The organism is Acidobacteriota bacterium, assembly GCA_012729555.1.
GTDB lineage: Bacteria > Acidobacteriota > UBA6911 > UBA6911 > UBA6911 > UBA6911.
The window spans coordinates 1-14678 of record JAAYCX010000070.1 but is presented as its reverse complement, the minus strand read 5'-3'; the positions used below and the strand labels follow the sequence as shown (position 1 = coordinate 14678).

Annotated in this window: 18 protein-coding genes; 11 read left to right on the top strand and 7 right to left on the bottom strand. The window is 63.4% G+C overall.

The features are described 5' to 3' along the window. Positions 1-205 precede the first annotated feature (205 nt). The 9 genes from GXY47_12850 to GXY47_12810 all read left to right on the top strand — a co-directional run bounded on the left by GXY47_12850 (position 206) and on the right by GXY47_12810 (position 7876). The gene (locus GXY47_12850) at positions 206-445 is read left to right on the top strand and encodes a hypothetical protein (protein NLV32031.1); all 240 of its coding nucleotides are present in this window, start codon (positions 206-208) and stop codon (positions 443-445) included. A gap of 63 nt (positions 446-508) precedes the next feature. Beyond that, positions 509-1825 (top strand): HlyD family efflux transporter periplasmic adaptor subunit, encoded by a 1317-nt coding sequence (locus GXY47_12845; GenBank protein ID NLV32030.1) that lies wholly within the window; start codon positions 509-511, stop codon positions 1823-1825. After that, on the top strand, positions 1822-3048 hold the full coding sequence (locus GXY47_12840; protein ID NLV32029.1) for an HlyD family efflux transporter periplasmic adaptor subunit: 1227 nt from the start codon (positions 1822-1824) through the stop codon (positions 3046-3048). The genes GXY47_12845 and GXY47_12840 overlap by 4 nt, the downstream gene beginning before the upstream one ends. Before the next feature lie 14 nt (positions 3049-3062). Continuing rightward, on the top strand, positions 3063-4469 hold the full coding sequence (locus tag GXY47_12835; protein ID NLV32028.1) for an HlyD family efflux transporter periplasmic adaptor subunit: 1407 nt from the start codon (positions 3063-3065) through the stop codon (positions 4467-4469). A gap of 82 nt (positions 4470-4551) precedes the next feature. Continuing rightward, positions 4552-5787, top strand: coding sequence for an FtsX-like permease family protein (locus tag GXY47_12830; protein NLV32027.1), 1236 nt, complete (start codon positions 4552-4554; stop codon positions 5785-5787). 42 nt (positions 5788-5829) lie between these two features. Beyond that, a complete protein-coding gene (locus tag GXY47_12825; GenBank protein ID NLV32026.1) occupies positions 5830-6261 on the top strand; it encodes a hypothetical protein in 432 nt (143 codons plus the stop codon). 81 nt (positions 6262-6342) lie between these two features. Continuing rightward, positions 6343-6954, top strand: coding sequence for a sigma-70 family RNA polymerase sigma factor (locus tag GXY47_12820; GenBank protein NLV32025.1), 612 nt, complete (start codon positions 6343-6345; stop codon positions 6952-6954). Then, a complete protein-coding gene (locus tag GXY47_12815) occupies positions 6951-7397 on the top strand; it encodes a hypothetical protein (GenBank protein ID NLV32024.1) in 447 nt (148 codons plus the stop codon). The genes GXY47_12820 and GXY47_12815 overlap by 4 nt, the downstream gene beginning before the upstream one ends. Before the next feature lie 2 nt (positions 7398-7399). Then, positions 7400-7876, top strand: coding sequence for a hypothetical protein (locus GXY47_12810; GenBank protein ID NLV32023.1), 477 nt, complete (start codon positions 7400-7402; stop codon positions 7874-7876). Between the two features lie 4 nt (positions 7877-7880). Here GXY47_12810 and mutY read toward each other — a convergent pair whose 3' ends face one another. Further along, positions 7881-8975, bottom strand: a complete 1095-nt coding sequence (mutY, locus tag GXY47_12805) for an A/G-specific adenine glycosylase (protein ID NLV32022.1) — start codon at positions 8973-8975, stop codon at positions 7881-7883. Positions 8976-9170: 195 nt separating this feature from the next. On the opposite strand from mutY, the gene GXY47_12800 reads away from it, so the two are divergent. After that, entirely contained in the window at positions 9171-9434 is a 264-nt protein-coding gene (locus GXY47_12800; GenBank protein ID NLV32021.1) for a hypothetical protein, read from the top strand. 60 nt (positions 9435-9494) lie between these two features. Continuing rightward, positions 9495-9791, top strand: coding sequence for a DUF4342 domain-containing protein (locus GXY47_12795; GenBank protein NLV32020.1), 297 nt, complete (start codon positions 9495-9497; stop codon positions 9789-9791). A gap of 183 nt (positions 9792-9974) precedes the next feature. Here the strand turns inward: GXY47_12795 and GXY47_12790 are convergent, their stop codons facing one another. From GXY47_12790 to ilvN, 6 genes are all read right to left on the bottom strand, one after another. Further along, positions 9975-10424, bottom strand: coding sequence for a DoxX family membrane protein (locus tag GXY47_12790; GenBank protein NLV32019.1), 450 nt, complete (start codon positions 10422-10424; stop codon positions 9975-9977). A gap of 1 nt (position 10425) precedes the next feature. Beyond that, a complete protein-coding gene (locus GXY47_12785; protein ID NLV32018.1) occupies positions 10426-10920 on the bottom strand; it encodes a thioredoxin domain-containing protein in 495 nt (164 codons plus the stop codon). A 221-nt stretch (positions 10921-11141) separates the two neighbouring features. Next, positions 11142-11483, bottom strand: a complete 342-nt coding sequence (locus GXY47_12780) for a hypothetical protein (GenBank protein ID NLV32017.1) — start codon at positions 11481-11483, stop codon at positions 11142-11144. 55 nt (positions 11484-11538) lie between these two features. Then, positions 11539-12042 (bottom strand): thiol peroxidase, encoded by a 504-nt coding sequence (gene tpx / locus GXY47_12775; protein ID NLV32016.1) that lies wholly within the window; start codon positions 12040-12042, stop codon positions 11539-11541. 52 nt (positions 12043-12094) lie between these two features. Beyond that, positions 12095-13933 carry a biosynthetic-type acetolactate synthase large subunit gene (gene ilvB, locus GXY47_12770; protein NLV32015.1) on the bottom strand — a complete coding sequence of 613 codons (1839 nt, stop codon included), beginning with the start codon at positions 13931-13933 and terminating at the stop codon, positions 12095-12097. A gap of 15 nt (positions 13934-13948) precedes the next feature. After that, a complete protein-coding gene (ilvN, locus tag GXY47_12765) occupies positions 13949-14515 on the bottom strand; it encodes an acetolactate synthase small subunit (protein ID NLV32014.1) in 567 nt (188 codons plus the stop codon). Positions 14516-14678: the final 163 nt, after the last annotated feature.

The following is a 14678-nucleotide window of genomic DNA, read 5'->3' as shown; positions in this document are numbered from 1 at the left end:
GAACGGCGGCGGCTTTCCCGGCGGCGGCATGCCCGGGATGAACGGGGGGGGCTTTCCCGGAGGAGGTTTTCCCGGCGGAGGCACGCCGGGGATGAACGGGGGCGGTTTCCCGGGCGGCGGCTTCTCCGGCGGAGGGAGAACGGGGGGGCAGAGAGGGTCCAGGGGCGGCGGGTCCGGGCGGCCCGGAAGCGGCGGGTCCGGGGGGATGCCGCAGCGGACCATCCCCAAGGACGAGCAGGACCGGATGCTGTTCGACGGCCAGTCCAGCACCTTCTTCTACTTCCTGATGGAGAAGGCGGGGGTGGAAAAGGTCCGGGAACTGATCCGGACGGCGCGGGACGGGACGGAAAGCCGGGATTATATTGAACGGCCGGATGTGCTGGGGGACGATTTCGCGAAGATCGAAGAGGAATGGGCCGCATGGGTCAAAACCCTGAAGCCTTAGGGTGATCGAGACCGCCGGCCGGACCGGATCCAACAACCATAATCGGGATTGCGCGTGATGGGTATGGAAAGAAAACGGAATTCAATCGTCAAGGGAGTGGCGGCGCTGCCGTTGGTGGCCATGATTCTGGCCCTTTCGGCGGGATATGCGCCGACCGCATCCGCCCAGAACCCCGGGCTCGAGAGCAAGAAGGGTTCGGACCCGCTCCCCGCCCCGGCGGACAAACCGGCCGAAAGGAAGGTGGCGGCCTACGTCGTCGACACCGGGGAGATCGTGAAGGAGATTGTGCTCACCGGGGAACTGAAGGCGCGGAACTCCACCATGATCAGCGCCCCGCGCATTCAGAGCAGCTTTTCCAACACCGTCACCTACCTGGCTCCCGAGGGATCGATGGTGAAAAAGGGGGAACGGATCGTGGAGTTCGACGATTCCTCCCTGCTGAGCCAGAAGTCGGAGGCGGAGCGGACGCTGGACGAAGCCATGCTGAATATCCAGAAGAAGAAGGCCGACCTGGAAGCGGAACGCTGCGACCTGCTCAATTCGCTGTCGCAGGCCGAATCGAGCCTGAAGCAGGACGAGCTCTACGGCAGGATCAGCAAGGACCTGCTCCCCGCGAACACCTACCAGAAATACCAGTTGAACGTCACCAAGTCGAAACTGGCGCTGCAGAAGGCCCGGGAGCAGATGGACAATTTCGAGAAGAGCTACAAGTCGCAAATGGCGCTGGTGGAGATCAACCGTTCCCAGGCGGAGATCAACCTGAAAAAGATCGAAAGCGACATGAAGCTGCTCAAAATCGACGCGCCGCAGGACGGCATCCTGATCTACGGCGATAACTGGGCGAGCAACCGGAAGGTCCAGACCGGGGACAGCATCTTCCCCGGAATGGAGGTTGCCAGCCTCCCCGACCTGTCCAGCATGCAGGTGCTGGGATTCGTCTACGACACGGAGTACAGCAACCTGTCGCCCGGGCAGCGATGCCGCGTCCGGTTCGACGCGCTGCCGGGCTACGAGGTCGAGGGGGTGATCGAATCGCTCACCAGCGTGGCCGGCAGGAAGAACTTCGCCTCGGATCAGAAAGTTTTCCAGACCGTCGTCCGGCTGGACAGGGTGGATGTCGACATGCTGAAGCCCGGGATGACGGCACAGGTGGACGTGCCCCTGGTCCTGGCCGGGGGTGCGACGGCGATCCCTAGGGATTACCTGGGGGTGGACAACCAGGGGCGCCAGTTCGTGCTCAAGGGGGCCGATCTCAAGCAGGCGAAGAAGGAGTTCGTCGAAATCGGCGCCGTCGGGGACCAGCTGGTCGAGGTCCTTTCCGGCGTGAAGACGGGGGACCGGCTGATCGCGGCGCAGCATGAGGCGGAGGTATCCAAATGAAGAATCAGAAACGCATCGTCCTGCTGGCGCTGATCGTGATCCTGGCCGGGGCGGGGTATTGGTTTTATCGTTCCCGGCGCGTTTCCGCGAACGTCGGCGACAAGGACCTGATCACGGCCCAGAGGGTCGACTTTCCCGTGATCATCAACGCCACCGGGGTGCTGGAGGCATCCAGGAGCGTGAGCGTCGGCCCGCCCCAGATCCGCCGCGAGAGGCGGTTCAAGCTGATGCGCATGGTGGACGAGGGGACCGCGGTGTCCGAAGGGGATTTCCTGATGGAGTTCGACACCTCGGAGATCACCTCGCGGTTGCGGGACGAGACCGCCAATTTCCAGCGGGTCCAGGAGGAACGGCAGAAGAAGCGGTCCGACACCGACATCCAGCTCAAGAACCTGAAGCTCTCGCTGGAGCAGGCGAAGTCCGACCTGGAGAAGCTGGAGGTCAAGCTCAGCTCCCAGGTCGATCTCGTGAGCGGAATCGAGATCGAGCAGACGCGGATCCAGCGGGACGCCGCGAAGAGAAATGTCGAACTGCTGGAACAGAAGGTCGGGTACAAGACCGAAAGCGGCCAGCTCGACCTGCAGATATCGCGCAGCAACGAACGCCATTACCGTGGCCGGATGGACGACCTGATGGACGCCATGGATTCCTTGACCGTGAGGGCGCCGGTGGCGGGAGTCGTGATCTACAAGCGCAACTGGAACAACGAGGCGACGGAGATCGGGAGCAACGTTTTCGCCATGGATGCGGTCATGGAGATCCCGGACCTGTCGAGCATCCGGGCCAAGATCCAGATCGACGAGATCGATTCCGGCAAGATCCGGGTGGGGCAGGAGGCCAACATCACGGTCGACGCCGTCCGGGGGCGCTCCTTCGTCGGGAAGATCGTGAGCATCGGGACCATCCTGAAGCAGGCCACCTTCGACCGGCCGCAGAAGGTGATCGAAGCCTACCTGGAAATGGACGACCTGGATACGAAGCTGCTGCGTCCCGGCATGAACCTGAAGGCGCAGATCCGCGTGGGCGAATATCCCGAGGTCGTGGTCATCCCGCTCTCCAGCATCCAGGAGCGGGACGGGCGGTCCTACGTCCAGGTGTGGAAGCCGGAAATCAAAAAACTCGAATGGCGCGAGATCAGCCTGCGCACCAATGACGGGATGACGGCCGTGGTGGAGGCCGGGCTCGAGGCCAACGAAAAGATCCGGTCGCGACCGGTGGTGTAACAACGAGGTATGCTATGAAATACAGCGGCGAAGCTCAGAAACCGATGTCGAGTCCATGGAAGAAGAACCTGGGGAGGCTGGCGGCCCTGGCGGTGCTTGTGGCGTGCGGCGTGCTGCTCTTCCTCTACCGCGGCAGCCTGTCCAGCCGGATCTCCAGGGTTTTCGCCGCGGCCGACGAAAACCCCATCCCCGTCACCGAGCTCGTGCGGCAGGCCTTTTCCCTCAAGGTGACTTCCAACGGCGAGATCGTCGGGATGGAAACGACGCCGGTCGCCACCCCCAACACCTCCTCGGGAAGCCTGACCATCTCCTGGCTCATCCCCGAAGGGTCCTTTGTCAGGGCGGGGCAGCCGGTGGTCCGGTTCGACAGCACCGACGCCAGGTTGACGCTCGAAAAGCAGCAGAACACGCTGGAGGCGAACCAGCAGAACACCCAAATCAAGACGCTGCAGCAGGGAACCGAGGAGACGGTGCTCGGCATCGACCGGAAGGATGCGGAGGAGGAATACGACTACGCGATGACGGTCATGCCGCAGGACGAGTCGATCTTCTCCAAGTGGGACATCATCACCGCCCAGGCCGACGCCCGCTACGCCAGGGAAAGGATCGAATTCCTCAAGAGCAAGGGGAAGACGCAGCAGCGGATCGCCCGCTCCGACCAGCAGATCCTGGCCATCGAGAGGAACAAGGCCCAGTCGGAAATTTCCATGATCCGGGAGACCCTCAACTCGCTCGAGCTGCTGGCCCCCGTGGACGGCCTGGTCCTGTACCGCCGGGACCGCCGGGAGGATCCCCAGATCGGGGACAATTCCCATCCCGGCCAGGTGATCGTGGAGGTGATCAACCTCGATGTCCTGCAGGCCCGCATCTACGTCCTCGAGAGGGACGGGGGGAGCCTGGAGAAGGGGCAGCCGGTGGTGATCAAGCTCGACGCGATTCCGGAAAAGGAATTCAACGGCGCCATCACCTCCGTTTCCTCCGTGGCGTCGTCGCTGGAGCGCAACTCGCCCCTCCGCTATTTCACCTGCGACGTGGGTATTTCCGATGCCGGCGGGGACCTCAAACGGATCCGTCCCGGGATGAACCTGCGCGGGGACGTGATCCTGGAAAAGTACGAATCGGTCTTCGTCGTTCCCTCGGGCGCCGTGGTGGCCAGGGAGAGCGGGAACATCGTATACGTGCGCAAAGAGGGGGAATTCGTGGAACGTCCGGTCGACACCGGGCTCAGTTCCCACGGCGAAGCCGTGATCCTGGGGGGGGTCGAGGAGGGGGAGATGATCGCTCTGGCCGATCCCAAGGGGGGGCGCAAGCTCACGCTTCCCGATTTCAACAAGGGGGGGCAGCAGAACGGGATGCCGGGCATGCCCGGCATGCCTCCGGGCGGCATGATGCGGATGATGCGGGGCGGGCCGCCGAGATAGATTTTCCGGAGCGGGTGTTGCTGCAAACGGTACGTCTGGCAGTGAACTAGGCAAGCGCATTTTTGTACGAGGCTGGATTCCTATGTTATCGATGGAAACGATGATCGGCGCCCTGGCGAGTCTGGGAAGGCACAAACTGCGGTCCTTTTTGACCATGCTCGGCATGATCTTCGGAGTCGGCGCCGTAATCGCCATGCTCTCGATCGGCGCGGGGGCGGAGGAGGAGAGCCTGCGCACCATCGCCAGCTTCGGCATCCGGAACATCATCATCCAGGCCAAGGAATTCAAGACGGAAGAGCTCCAGCAGATCCGGACGGAATCGCTCGGCGTCAGCATGCGGGACGTGGAGGCGCTCGAGTCGATCCTCAAACCCAAGCCGTTGATCTCCGCCTCGAGGCTGGTGAAGACCTACCAGGTGAATTCGGAAAAGGCGCGCAGCGACAGCCGGGTGCTCGGGGTTTCGAGCACCTACCCCGTCATCCAGAACCTGAAGCTGCTGCAGGGGGCTTTCTTCCTGGAGGAAGACGAGAAAGCGAACGCCCAGGTCTGCGTGCTCGGCATCGCGGCCAAGCAGAAGCTGTTCGGGTTCGGGGACGTGCTGAACGAGAAGATCAAGGTGAACGATGTCTGGTTCAAGGTGGTCGGGATCCTGGCCGACGCCACGGTCGAAAAGCAGGAGTTCGAGGGGGTCAAGATCCAGAATCCCAACAACGACATCTACATCCCGATCACCACCGCGATCCGCAAGTTCGACACCGAGAGCGTCGAGAACGAGCTGAACGAGATCGTCATCCGGATCGCCGACGACGCCGAAATCAAGGAACAGGCGTCGACGATCAACAACCTGATGTCGGTGATGCACCACTACGTGGACGATTATTCCATCGTGGTGCCGGAAAAGCTGCTGGAACAGAACCAGCGGACCCAGGGTATCTTCAACGTCGTCATGGGCGCCATCGCCAGCATTTCGCTCCTGGTCGGCGGCATCGGCATCATGAACATCATGCTGGCCTCGGTCCTCGAGAGGACCAACGAGATCGGGCTGCGGCGCGCCATCGGCGCCAAGAAGCTCGATATCCGGATGCAGTTCATGGCCGAGGCGGTAGCCATCAGCCTGGCGGGCGGCATCATCGGGGTGGGCCTGGGTTACGGCATTTCGAAGGCGGTGGCCGCTTTTTCGGGGTGGAACACCATAATCACCGCCGCTTCGGTGGGGCTGTCCTTCGGCGTCAGTTCGGTTATCGGGTTGATTTTCGGCATCTACCCGGCGGTCCAGGCCTCGAACCTGGACCCGATCGAGTGTCTCCGTTACGAATAGTCCTTGGGCCATGGCGCGGGATGCGCCGAAACGGAGGCTGACTTGAGTCCTGGATCCGGCCGGAAGAGCCTCAGGAAATACGAAGTCACCAATCTCCTGTTTTTCCTGGGTCTCATCCTCGCGCTCGGGATCCTCGTGACGTTCGTATTCCGCCACTACGGTACCCGCAACCAGGTCATCGAGGAGGAATCGGACCTCGGGGTCGTCTCCGAGGCCCTGAGCGACGCGTCCGATGTCGGTCTTTTCTATCTCGGGACGAAGATATCGGAAACCCAGCGACAGTACCGGAGCCGCCTGGAAATACCGGTCACCGACGACGGCCTGCTCAAGGAGCTTTTCGACCTCCCGGGAGTGGACGAGGTGACGCTCGACCAGCGCATCCTCATCATCCGCAAGAGCGGATCGGTCCGCTGGGACGCCATCCGGCCCGGGGTCCGGCGCATCGTGAGCAATCACCTCCACATCCATTACTGATCCCGCGCGCCCCGGGACGGCTCCCGCGCCCCGTCCGATTTTTGTAACAACCCGCCCCTTTTTCGTAAATAATCAGTGAGCATGATGGATCCGTCGGATTCCGAACTGATCGAGAGGACGCTCGGGGGGGACGAGGGGGCTTTCGCGGAGCTGGTGCGCCGGTACCAGTCCGCGGTCTGGGGGACGGTGCACCGGGTGCTGGGAAGTTCCTCCGAGAACGAGGATGCGGTCCAGGAGGTGTTCCTGCGGGCCTTCGCCGCGCTCGGGAAATTCGACCGCCGGTATCCTTTCGGCCCGTGGGTGGCGCGCATCGCCACCAATTACTGCATCGATCAGCTGCGGAGAAAAAGGAGCCGGAAAGTGCAGCTCTGGTCCGAGCTAAGGGAGCACGAGCAGGAGAGGCTGTTGCGGGACCTTTCCATGGAGCGGGGCCCGGTATCGGCGGGCCCGGGGGTGGAGGATTCCGAAGGCTATGCCCGGGTGGCCCGGGCCCTGCTTGACGGGCTGAATCCCAAGTACCGGGCGGCATTCATTTTGCGTGAAGTGGACGATAAGGACTACGGCGAGGTGGCGGCCGCCCTGGGGACGAGCGAGGTGGCCGCCCGGGTCAGGGTTTCCCGGGCCCGGGCGGAACTTCAGAGGAAATTTCGCGCCTACCTTCGAGGCTGCGGCGCAAAGGAGCGGGAGCGATGAAGCGTGAGTGCGCCCTGTTTGACCTCTACCGGGACGGGGAGCTGGACGATGCCGCGCGGGAGAGGTTCCAGTCCCATCTGGCCGGTTGCCCCGACTGCGGGTCGAGGCTCCGGATGCTTGACAACCTCGTCTTCATCCTGAAGGCGGAAAAGATCCAGCCGGTCGACCTGGCCTCGCGGATCGCCCGCAGGGCGTTCGAGCGCGCCCCGGCCTGGGACGCGCTGATCGCGTCCTGTTTCCGGCCCAAGCCGGCCGTGGCGGCGGCGGCGGCGGGGGTTCTGCTCTTCGCATTTCTCTGGCTCCTGCCCGTAAACCGCACCGTTTCGGCCTATACGGAGTATGAAAAGCTCCTGAACGAGGCGGAATCGAGCAATTTGGCGGGCCGGCTGCTGGTTCAGAACGACAGCGAGCTGCTCCTGCAACTGGTTCCCTTGGAGGAATAGGGGTGAGAGACCGCGCGCGTGCCTGGGCGATCCTGATCGCCGTCTTTCTCCTCGGCTCCCTGCTGGGGGCCGGAGGAGCCTTTTTCTGGTCGAGGACGCATCCCGGTCCGGGGTGGGCGCATCCGCAGGGAAGCCCCCCTCCCCCCCGGGGGCACCGGAGGCTGCCGGAACTGCTCGAGATGACGCCCGAGCAGGAAGCCCGTTTCGGGGAGATCATGAAGGAATCGCGCAGGCAACTGGACGCCCTGCAGACGGAGCAGCAGCCCCGGATCGAGGCGGTGCTTGCCGAGACCAACCGGAAGATCTCCTCCATCCTGGATGCGGCCCAGCAGAAGAAATTCGCCGATTATCTCGAAGATATCAAGCGGTGGAGGTCCCCGGACGGCCGGGACCGCCGCTTCGGCCCCCCGCCGGGTCCCGCCCACCGAACGCCCCGCATGCCTCAGGGGCCGGCCCCCGGGGCGGCTCCCGGCGTCTGACGCGTCAGGCGCCCGCCCCGGCCCCTGCCTCGAGCGCCTTCCGGAACAGCGAGGAGAGGACTCTGTCCTTTCCCCGCTTTCGGTTAACCCATTGATAGCCCCCTCCCTGGACCGTCGTCGGCTCCGCGGTGCTCCCGAACGGATGGACGGTGATGCGGCGATGCGTGATCGCGTGGCGGAACGGGGGAAGGGGGACGGGGCTCACGGCGCGGCCCGTAATCTCCCGGATCAGCCGGGCGGCCTCGCTTTCGGCCGAGGCTGCATCCGCGAGGACGCGGCAGGGCAGGCCCCAGGCGCCGGGGATGAAGCCGGGTTTGCCGGAAGAAGCCAGCAGGACGCGCCCCTCTTTTTCCAGGAGGAGCACCAGGAGATGCACCGGCCGGCTGCCGCGGGGGTGTTTCACGGGAACACGGGAGGGGTTTCCCGATTCCAGGGCGCGGCACACCCGCGCCACCGGGCAGGAGCCGCATTGCGGCCGGTGCGGGGTGCAGACCATGGCTCCCAGTTCCATCATCGCCTGGTTGAAGGAGGAGGCCTGGTTCGGGGGGAGCAGGGCCGTCATCTGGTCCCAGAAAAAGCCTTCCCGGACCTTCCCGCCGATGCGGAGGAGACGGACCAGGACCCTGCGGATGTTTCCGTCGACCACGGGCCGGGGCTGGTTGTAGGCGATGGAGCAGATGGCCCCGGCGGTGTAGGGGCCGATCCCGGGCAGCGCGAGAACGGCCTCGTACTCCTCCGGGAATTTCCCCTGCCGGGCGGGCCACAGGATGCGGGCCGCCTGGTGCAGGCGGCGGGCCCGGCCGTAATAACCCAGGCCCGCCCAGCGCTGGAGGACGTCCGATTCGGAGGCCCTCGCCAGGGAGGGGATGTCGGGGAATCGCTGGAGGAACCGGTCGTAATAGGGAAGCACCGTGCCGACCTGCGTCTGCTGCAGCATGATTTCCGAAATCCAGACCCGGTAGGGGGTGGGGGTGTCCCGCCAGGGGAGGACGCGTCGATTGTCAAGGTACCAGCGGAGGAGCCGGCGGCGGAACGCCGAGGCGCGGCGGGGGTCCAGATATTCGGCAGGGGGTGTTTCCCGGAAATACAAGCGTTTCATATACCTATAATTACTAAAACTTACAAAACAACCTAATCTCCAATGCCTGCAATTTTTACACATTTTAATGCATTTGGTGATTGAAATACAGTTGCAAAAACGCTATGGTTAATTAAGCAAATTCCTAGTGATAGGAATAGCTGATGGAAAAATAAAGGAGCTACTGAATTGCCAACAAAGATAAAGAAAAGCAAAGTGAAGACGGGCCAGGTGCGTCCCCGCTGGACCAAGGAGGAGGTCGCCCTGCTCAAACGCCTCTACCGCACGCACAGCAATGCGGAAATCGCGGGTATTCTCGGGCGCAAGGTGTCCTCCGTGGTATTCAAGGGGCATCGCCTGGGGTTGTCCAAGGGCGCTCGAAGGTTGAGAGAGATGGGGCGCGAAAACATCCGCCGGCGCTGGGACCCGATCAAAAAGGGGACGGCCAAGAAGGCGCGCGTTACGCGGAGCCGGAAGTAGCGGGATAATGACGGCGGTTCGTCGCCGGGAGCAGAGGGTTTCCCTCGGATGGAGAGGAAGATGCAGGACAAAAAGATCTGGGAAACGATCAAACTCCAGGGGAGCGAATTGCTGGACAAGCTGAGACAGGTTGTGCAGGAAGGTAATGCACGGCGGGTTGTCATTAAGCAGGGAGAGCGGATTGTGGCGGAATTTCCATTGACGGCGGGAGTCGTCGGTACGGTGATCGCGCCCGTCCTGGCCGCAATCGGAGCTCTTGTTGCGTTACTGAAGGACTGTTCGATTGAAGTCGAACGGGTTGTGACGGATCCCGGATCCGGACCAGTAGCACCTTCTGATCCTACAGCGGATAAGTGAATCTCAAGGACTCGCTCCTTCCAGCGCTGTTGTTATCTCTGTGAATGCCTCATCGTCTTTGTTTTCAGCGCCGCCGCGGCGCCAGGGGAGAGGTGTGCCTGCGCGGTCCGCGGCCGGCGCCGCGCGGGCCCGCGGGTCCGTTCGCCCGAAGGGAGGGGTGTGTCCGCGGCCCGTTCCTATATCCTATGCGGCCGACGGGGGAGGGGATGGGGAGCCCGCAAGGGAGTTTTTCAACCAGCCTTCCAGGAGCAGGTAGAGCGCCGGGATCAGCAAAAGGCTGTCGCGGGCGATGGTGGCGGGGGAGATGGGGTCGTCGAAGCTGAGGCACCCGCAGTTGGCCTGGATGCCGCGCAACCAGGTCACCGTGAGCAGGACCGAAAAGAACAGAAGCAGCAGCGCGGCGGCGCCGGCGACATGACGCAGCTTCCACCCCGCGAGCAGACCGATCCCGAGCGCCACCTCCAGCCAGGGGAAATATTGCGCGATCGGCCAGATCCAGGTCTCGGGGACCGCCTGGTACCCGGCGACGGCGGCCGAAAACTGCAACGGCTGGGCTATCTTGATATAACCGCTGTAGAGGAAAAGGGCGCCGAGCAGAATGCGGCACGCCCAATGCAGAAAGCGCCACGCCATGTTATTTCACGTACCTGCCGATGAAGTGCTTCATTACGGGATAGGGGATGTAGCCGTCGACCCTCTCTTCCTTCCCCGCGGCGCGGATGATCAGGGTGGGGGTGGCCTGGATCTTCTGTTGCCGGGCGTACTGGATGTGGCGGTTCACCTCGGCCCCGATGCGAGGGTCCTGCATGATCTGCTTGAGTCTCGAGAAATCGGCCGGCGGCATGGCTTTGGCCACGGAAGCGTCCAGGTTGCCGGTACGGGCCCAGGCGGCCTGGTCCAGGAAAATGGATTCCATGACGGCCAGGAGCCGGGGGAGCCCCAGGCGATGGGCCGCCTCGACGTAGCGGGCGGCCGCGAGCCCCAGCGTGTGGCCCGCAACCGGATATTCGTGGTAGACGACGCACACCTTGTCCCTGGCCGAGTACTCCTTGAGAATCGGTTTGATGGTGTTGAGAAAAAGCTCGCGGCACGCGGCGCACTGAAAATCGGAGAAGACGTCGATTCTCACCGGGGAATTCCGGGAGCCTCCCAGGATGCGACCCGGCGAACCCTGGGCGGGCAGAATCGGTGCGATCCCCAGGATGAGCAGCAGGGCGGGCAGCAGGATACGCCTGGTCTTGAAAAACGAACGGATCGAGATCCGGGAACCCGAAAAACACATGGGGGGAAGGATAGCAAGTTATCGGGGCCCCGACAAACCTTTTCCTGTCCCCGGGGAGAAACCGGGCGTCAGCCGTCCGCCTTCACCCGGCGCAGGCGGAATTGCGTCAGGTGTTCGGGTTTGAATCTCCGACGTGACCAGCGGTACCCGTCTTCAAACTCCACCCCGAGCAGGTAGTTCACCTTGTCGAATCTGCAGTACTTGGCGCGCGCGCGGCACTGTTCGTTGGCGAACTGGAGCCCGACGACGGTCTCCGGCTCGATCGGGATCTCGACCTCCAGGCAGGCGCCCGACGGGGAGATATCGCTCAGAATGGCCCATTCGCTCTGCAGGGAGCCGGAGTCGTTTTCCCACTGGAGCTTGACCAGGTCGGCGCACAGTTCCCGCTCTTCCTGCTTTTTTCGCGTCATGGCCTATCCTATCGGCAAAACAGGGGGATTGTTTAGGCCGGTCCCCCCCGCGATCTCAGGATTTTATGGCCGCGAGCGCCCGTTCGTAGTCCGGTTCCTCGGTGATTTCGGGCACCTGCTCGGTGTACCGGACCTTGCCCCCTTCATCGATCACCACCACGGCGCGGGAAAGAAGCCCCGCCAGGGGGCCGTCGCTCATCCGCACCCCGTAGGCGTCCGAAAAGGCGCTGTCCCGGAATTCGGACCCGGTAAGAACGTTGGCGATCCCCTCCGCGGCGCAGAATCTCTTCTGGGCGAAGGGCAGGTCCCGGGAAATACAGAGCACCACGGTGTTTTCCAGTTTTGCCGCCTCGACGTTGAAGCGCCTGACCGAAGCGGCGCATACGGAGGTGTCGATGCTGGGGAAGATGTTCAGGACCACCTTTTTCCCCCCGAAGTCGGCGAGCGCAATCATGGAAAGATCGGATGCGACCAGGGAGAAACCGGGGGCGTCGGAGCCTTTTTCGGGGAGGGTCCCGGCGGTGTGGACCGGGTTTCCCTTGAACGTAATCTGTGCCATAGCTCTACTCCTCGCGAATGGACCTTGACTGCCTGTTCACCAGTATACCAGTCTAGAACGAATCGGAGGGGGGGGCTCCAGCCAGGAGGTCCTCCTCCGGGTTCCGTCCCGCGATGAAATCGCCGGTGATCATCTCCTTGTAGCCCATTCCGGGGCCCACCATCGGGTAGACGCAAGCCTCGGGATCGATCATGACCTCCAGGAACGCGGGGCCGCCGAAGGCGATGAATTCCTCCAGCGTCTCCTCGAGCCGCGACTTGTCGCTGAGCCGGCGGGCGAACTTGAAGCCGTCGGCTTCGGCCGTCTTGACGAAATCCTTCTGCCTCAGAGACTTATCCGAACCGGAAAACCGGTTGCCGAAATAGAGCTTTTGCCACTGCCGCACCATGCCGTCCCCGCAGTTGTTGAGCACGAGCACCTTGACGGGCAGGTTGTAGGTGGTCGCCGTCTCCAGTTCCCCCAGGTTCATGCGCATGCTGCCGTCCCCGTCCACGTCGATCACCAGGCGGTCGGGAAAGGCCAACTGGGCCCCGATCGCGGCCGGAAGCCCGAACCCCATGGTGGCCATCGACCCGCTGGTCAGGAGCGAGCGGGGGTGCCGGATGTCCAGGTACTGGGCCGCCCACATCTGGTGCTGCCCCACGCCGGTCGCCACGATGGCCTCCCCCCTCGTGATCCCGCTCAGGCACTCGAGCACATGGTGGGGCTGAATGGCCGGGGTTTCGCGGTTGTAATTGCGCGCGTGTTCCCGTTTCAGGTCGCCCACGTGCTCCAGCCACTTCGAGAAGTCTTTCCGGAAATCGTTTCCGCCGCGCATGAGGTCTTCCAGGGCCTCGCGGGCCGGACCCACGTGGGACCAGGTCACCGTCTTGACCTTGCCGATCTCGGCCGCGTCGATATCGATGTGGGCCAGCATCTTCGCCTTCGGCGCGAACTCCTGCACCTTCCCTGCGACCCGGTCGTCGAAGCGGGCGCCGAGGGTGATCAGGAAATCGCAGTCCATCACGGCGTAGTTGGCGTAGGCCATGCCGTGCATGCCCAGCATGTGCAGCGACAGCTCGTCGGTGGTGTCCACGCTGCCGATTCCCATCAGGGTGGTCACCACCGGGATCCGGAACTTTTCCACGAACGCGCGCAGCTGTCCGGCCGCGTCGCCCGAGATGATGCCGCCGCCGGCGCAGATCAGCGGGCGTTCGCTCTTGCCGAGGAGCTCGAAGAATTCGGCGCAGGACTCCTCCGACAGGCGGGATTGGGCGAGTTCCCTCATCCGATTCTCGTAGCCGCGGAAGTGGAGCGTTCCTTCTCCTCGGAACACCCCCTCCCAGTTCTGAACGTCCTTGGGAACGTCGATGACGACGGGACCGGGCCGGCCGCTGCGGGCGATCTCGAACGCGGTGCGCACCGTCGCTTCCAGTTCCTCGGGTTCCTCCACCAGGAACACGTGCTTGGCGCAGGGGCTCATGAGATTGAACACCGGGGCTTCCTGGAACGCGTCGGTGCCTATGGCGGCGCGGGCGACCTGTCCGCAGATCAGCACGGCCGGGACCGAATCGGCCATGCAGTCCCGGATGGGGGTCACGCTGTTGGTCGCGCCCGGCCCCGAGGTGACGATGAAGACGCCGACCCTGCCGCTGGCGCGGGCGTAACCCGCCGCCATGAACCCGGCCCCCTGCTCGTTTGCGGGGACGATCAGCTGGATCTGCTCGTTGCGGCGGTCCTGGCGCTCGGCGTTGTAGCGGAAAATGGCGTCGTAGGTGGGAAGGATCGCCCCCCCGGTGTAGCCGAATACCGTATCGACCCCTTCCTGGGCCAGGACCTGGATGATCATCTCCGCGCCGGTCATACGTCTTCCGGCCATCGGATGGGGTTGCTGCTCCTGTTGTTCCGTCATCTCGATTTTCCTTTCCTATTTCGGTTGGCCGGCCTGGACCGGATCGGCGTCCCCGTTTTTCGGGGAGAGATTTCTGCGCAGCGCCACCTTCCCGGTGCGCACCATTTCGTCGATGCCGTAGGGGCGGACGACATCGAGAAACGCGTCGACCTTTCCCGAGTCCCCGGTGACCTCGAACACGTAATTGTCGGGCGTCGCCGTCACGACGCGGGCCCGGAAGATCTCCGCCTCGGTCAGCAGGGTGGTCCGTTTCCCTTCCGGGGCCCTCACCCGGACCAGGACCAGCTCGCGTTCCACGCAGTTGGATTCGGTCAGGTCGGCGGCTTCCACCGTGTCGGGCAGTTTTTCCACCTGTCTCAGGATCTGCTGGGCCAGGAGCGATTCACAGCGTACGACCATGGTGATTCTCGAAAGGCCGGGGTCCGAGGTGCGCGCCACGGTGAGGCTTTCGATGTTGTAGGCCCGGGCGCTGAAAAGCCCGGTGATCCGGGAAAGGACCCCGAACCTGTTTTCGACAAGAATGGAGAGCGTGCGGCTGCTCTGGGAATTCAACTGCGATGCGGGTGAGTGGATGTCGCTCATGGTCGCTGTCTCCTGCGCTCGATAATAAGGGGCATGAAACAAAAAGGGCCGTCATCCCGGTTCGGATGACGGCCCTGGAAGCCCAGTTTGGGTGCCATCATCCGAACCGTAAGACTCCGGTAAGGACGTTGCCGATAATGGGTACGATTCCTACAATGACGGG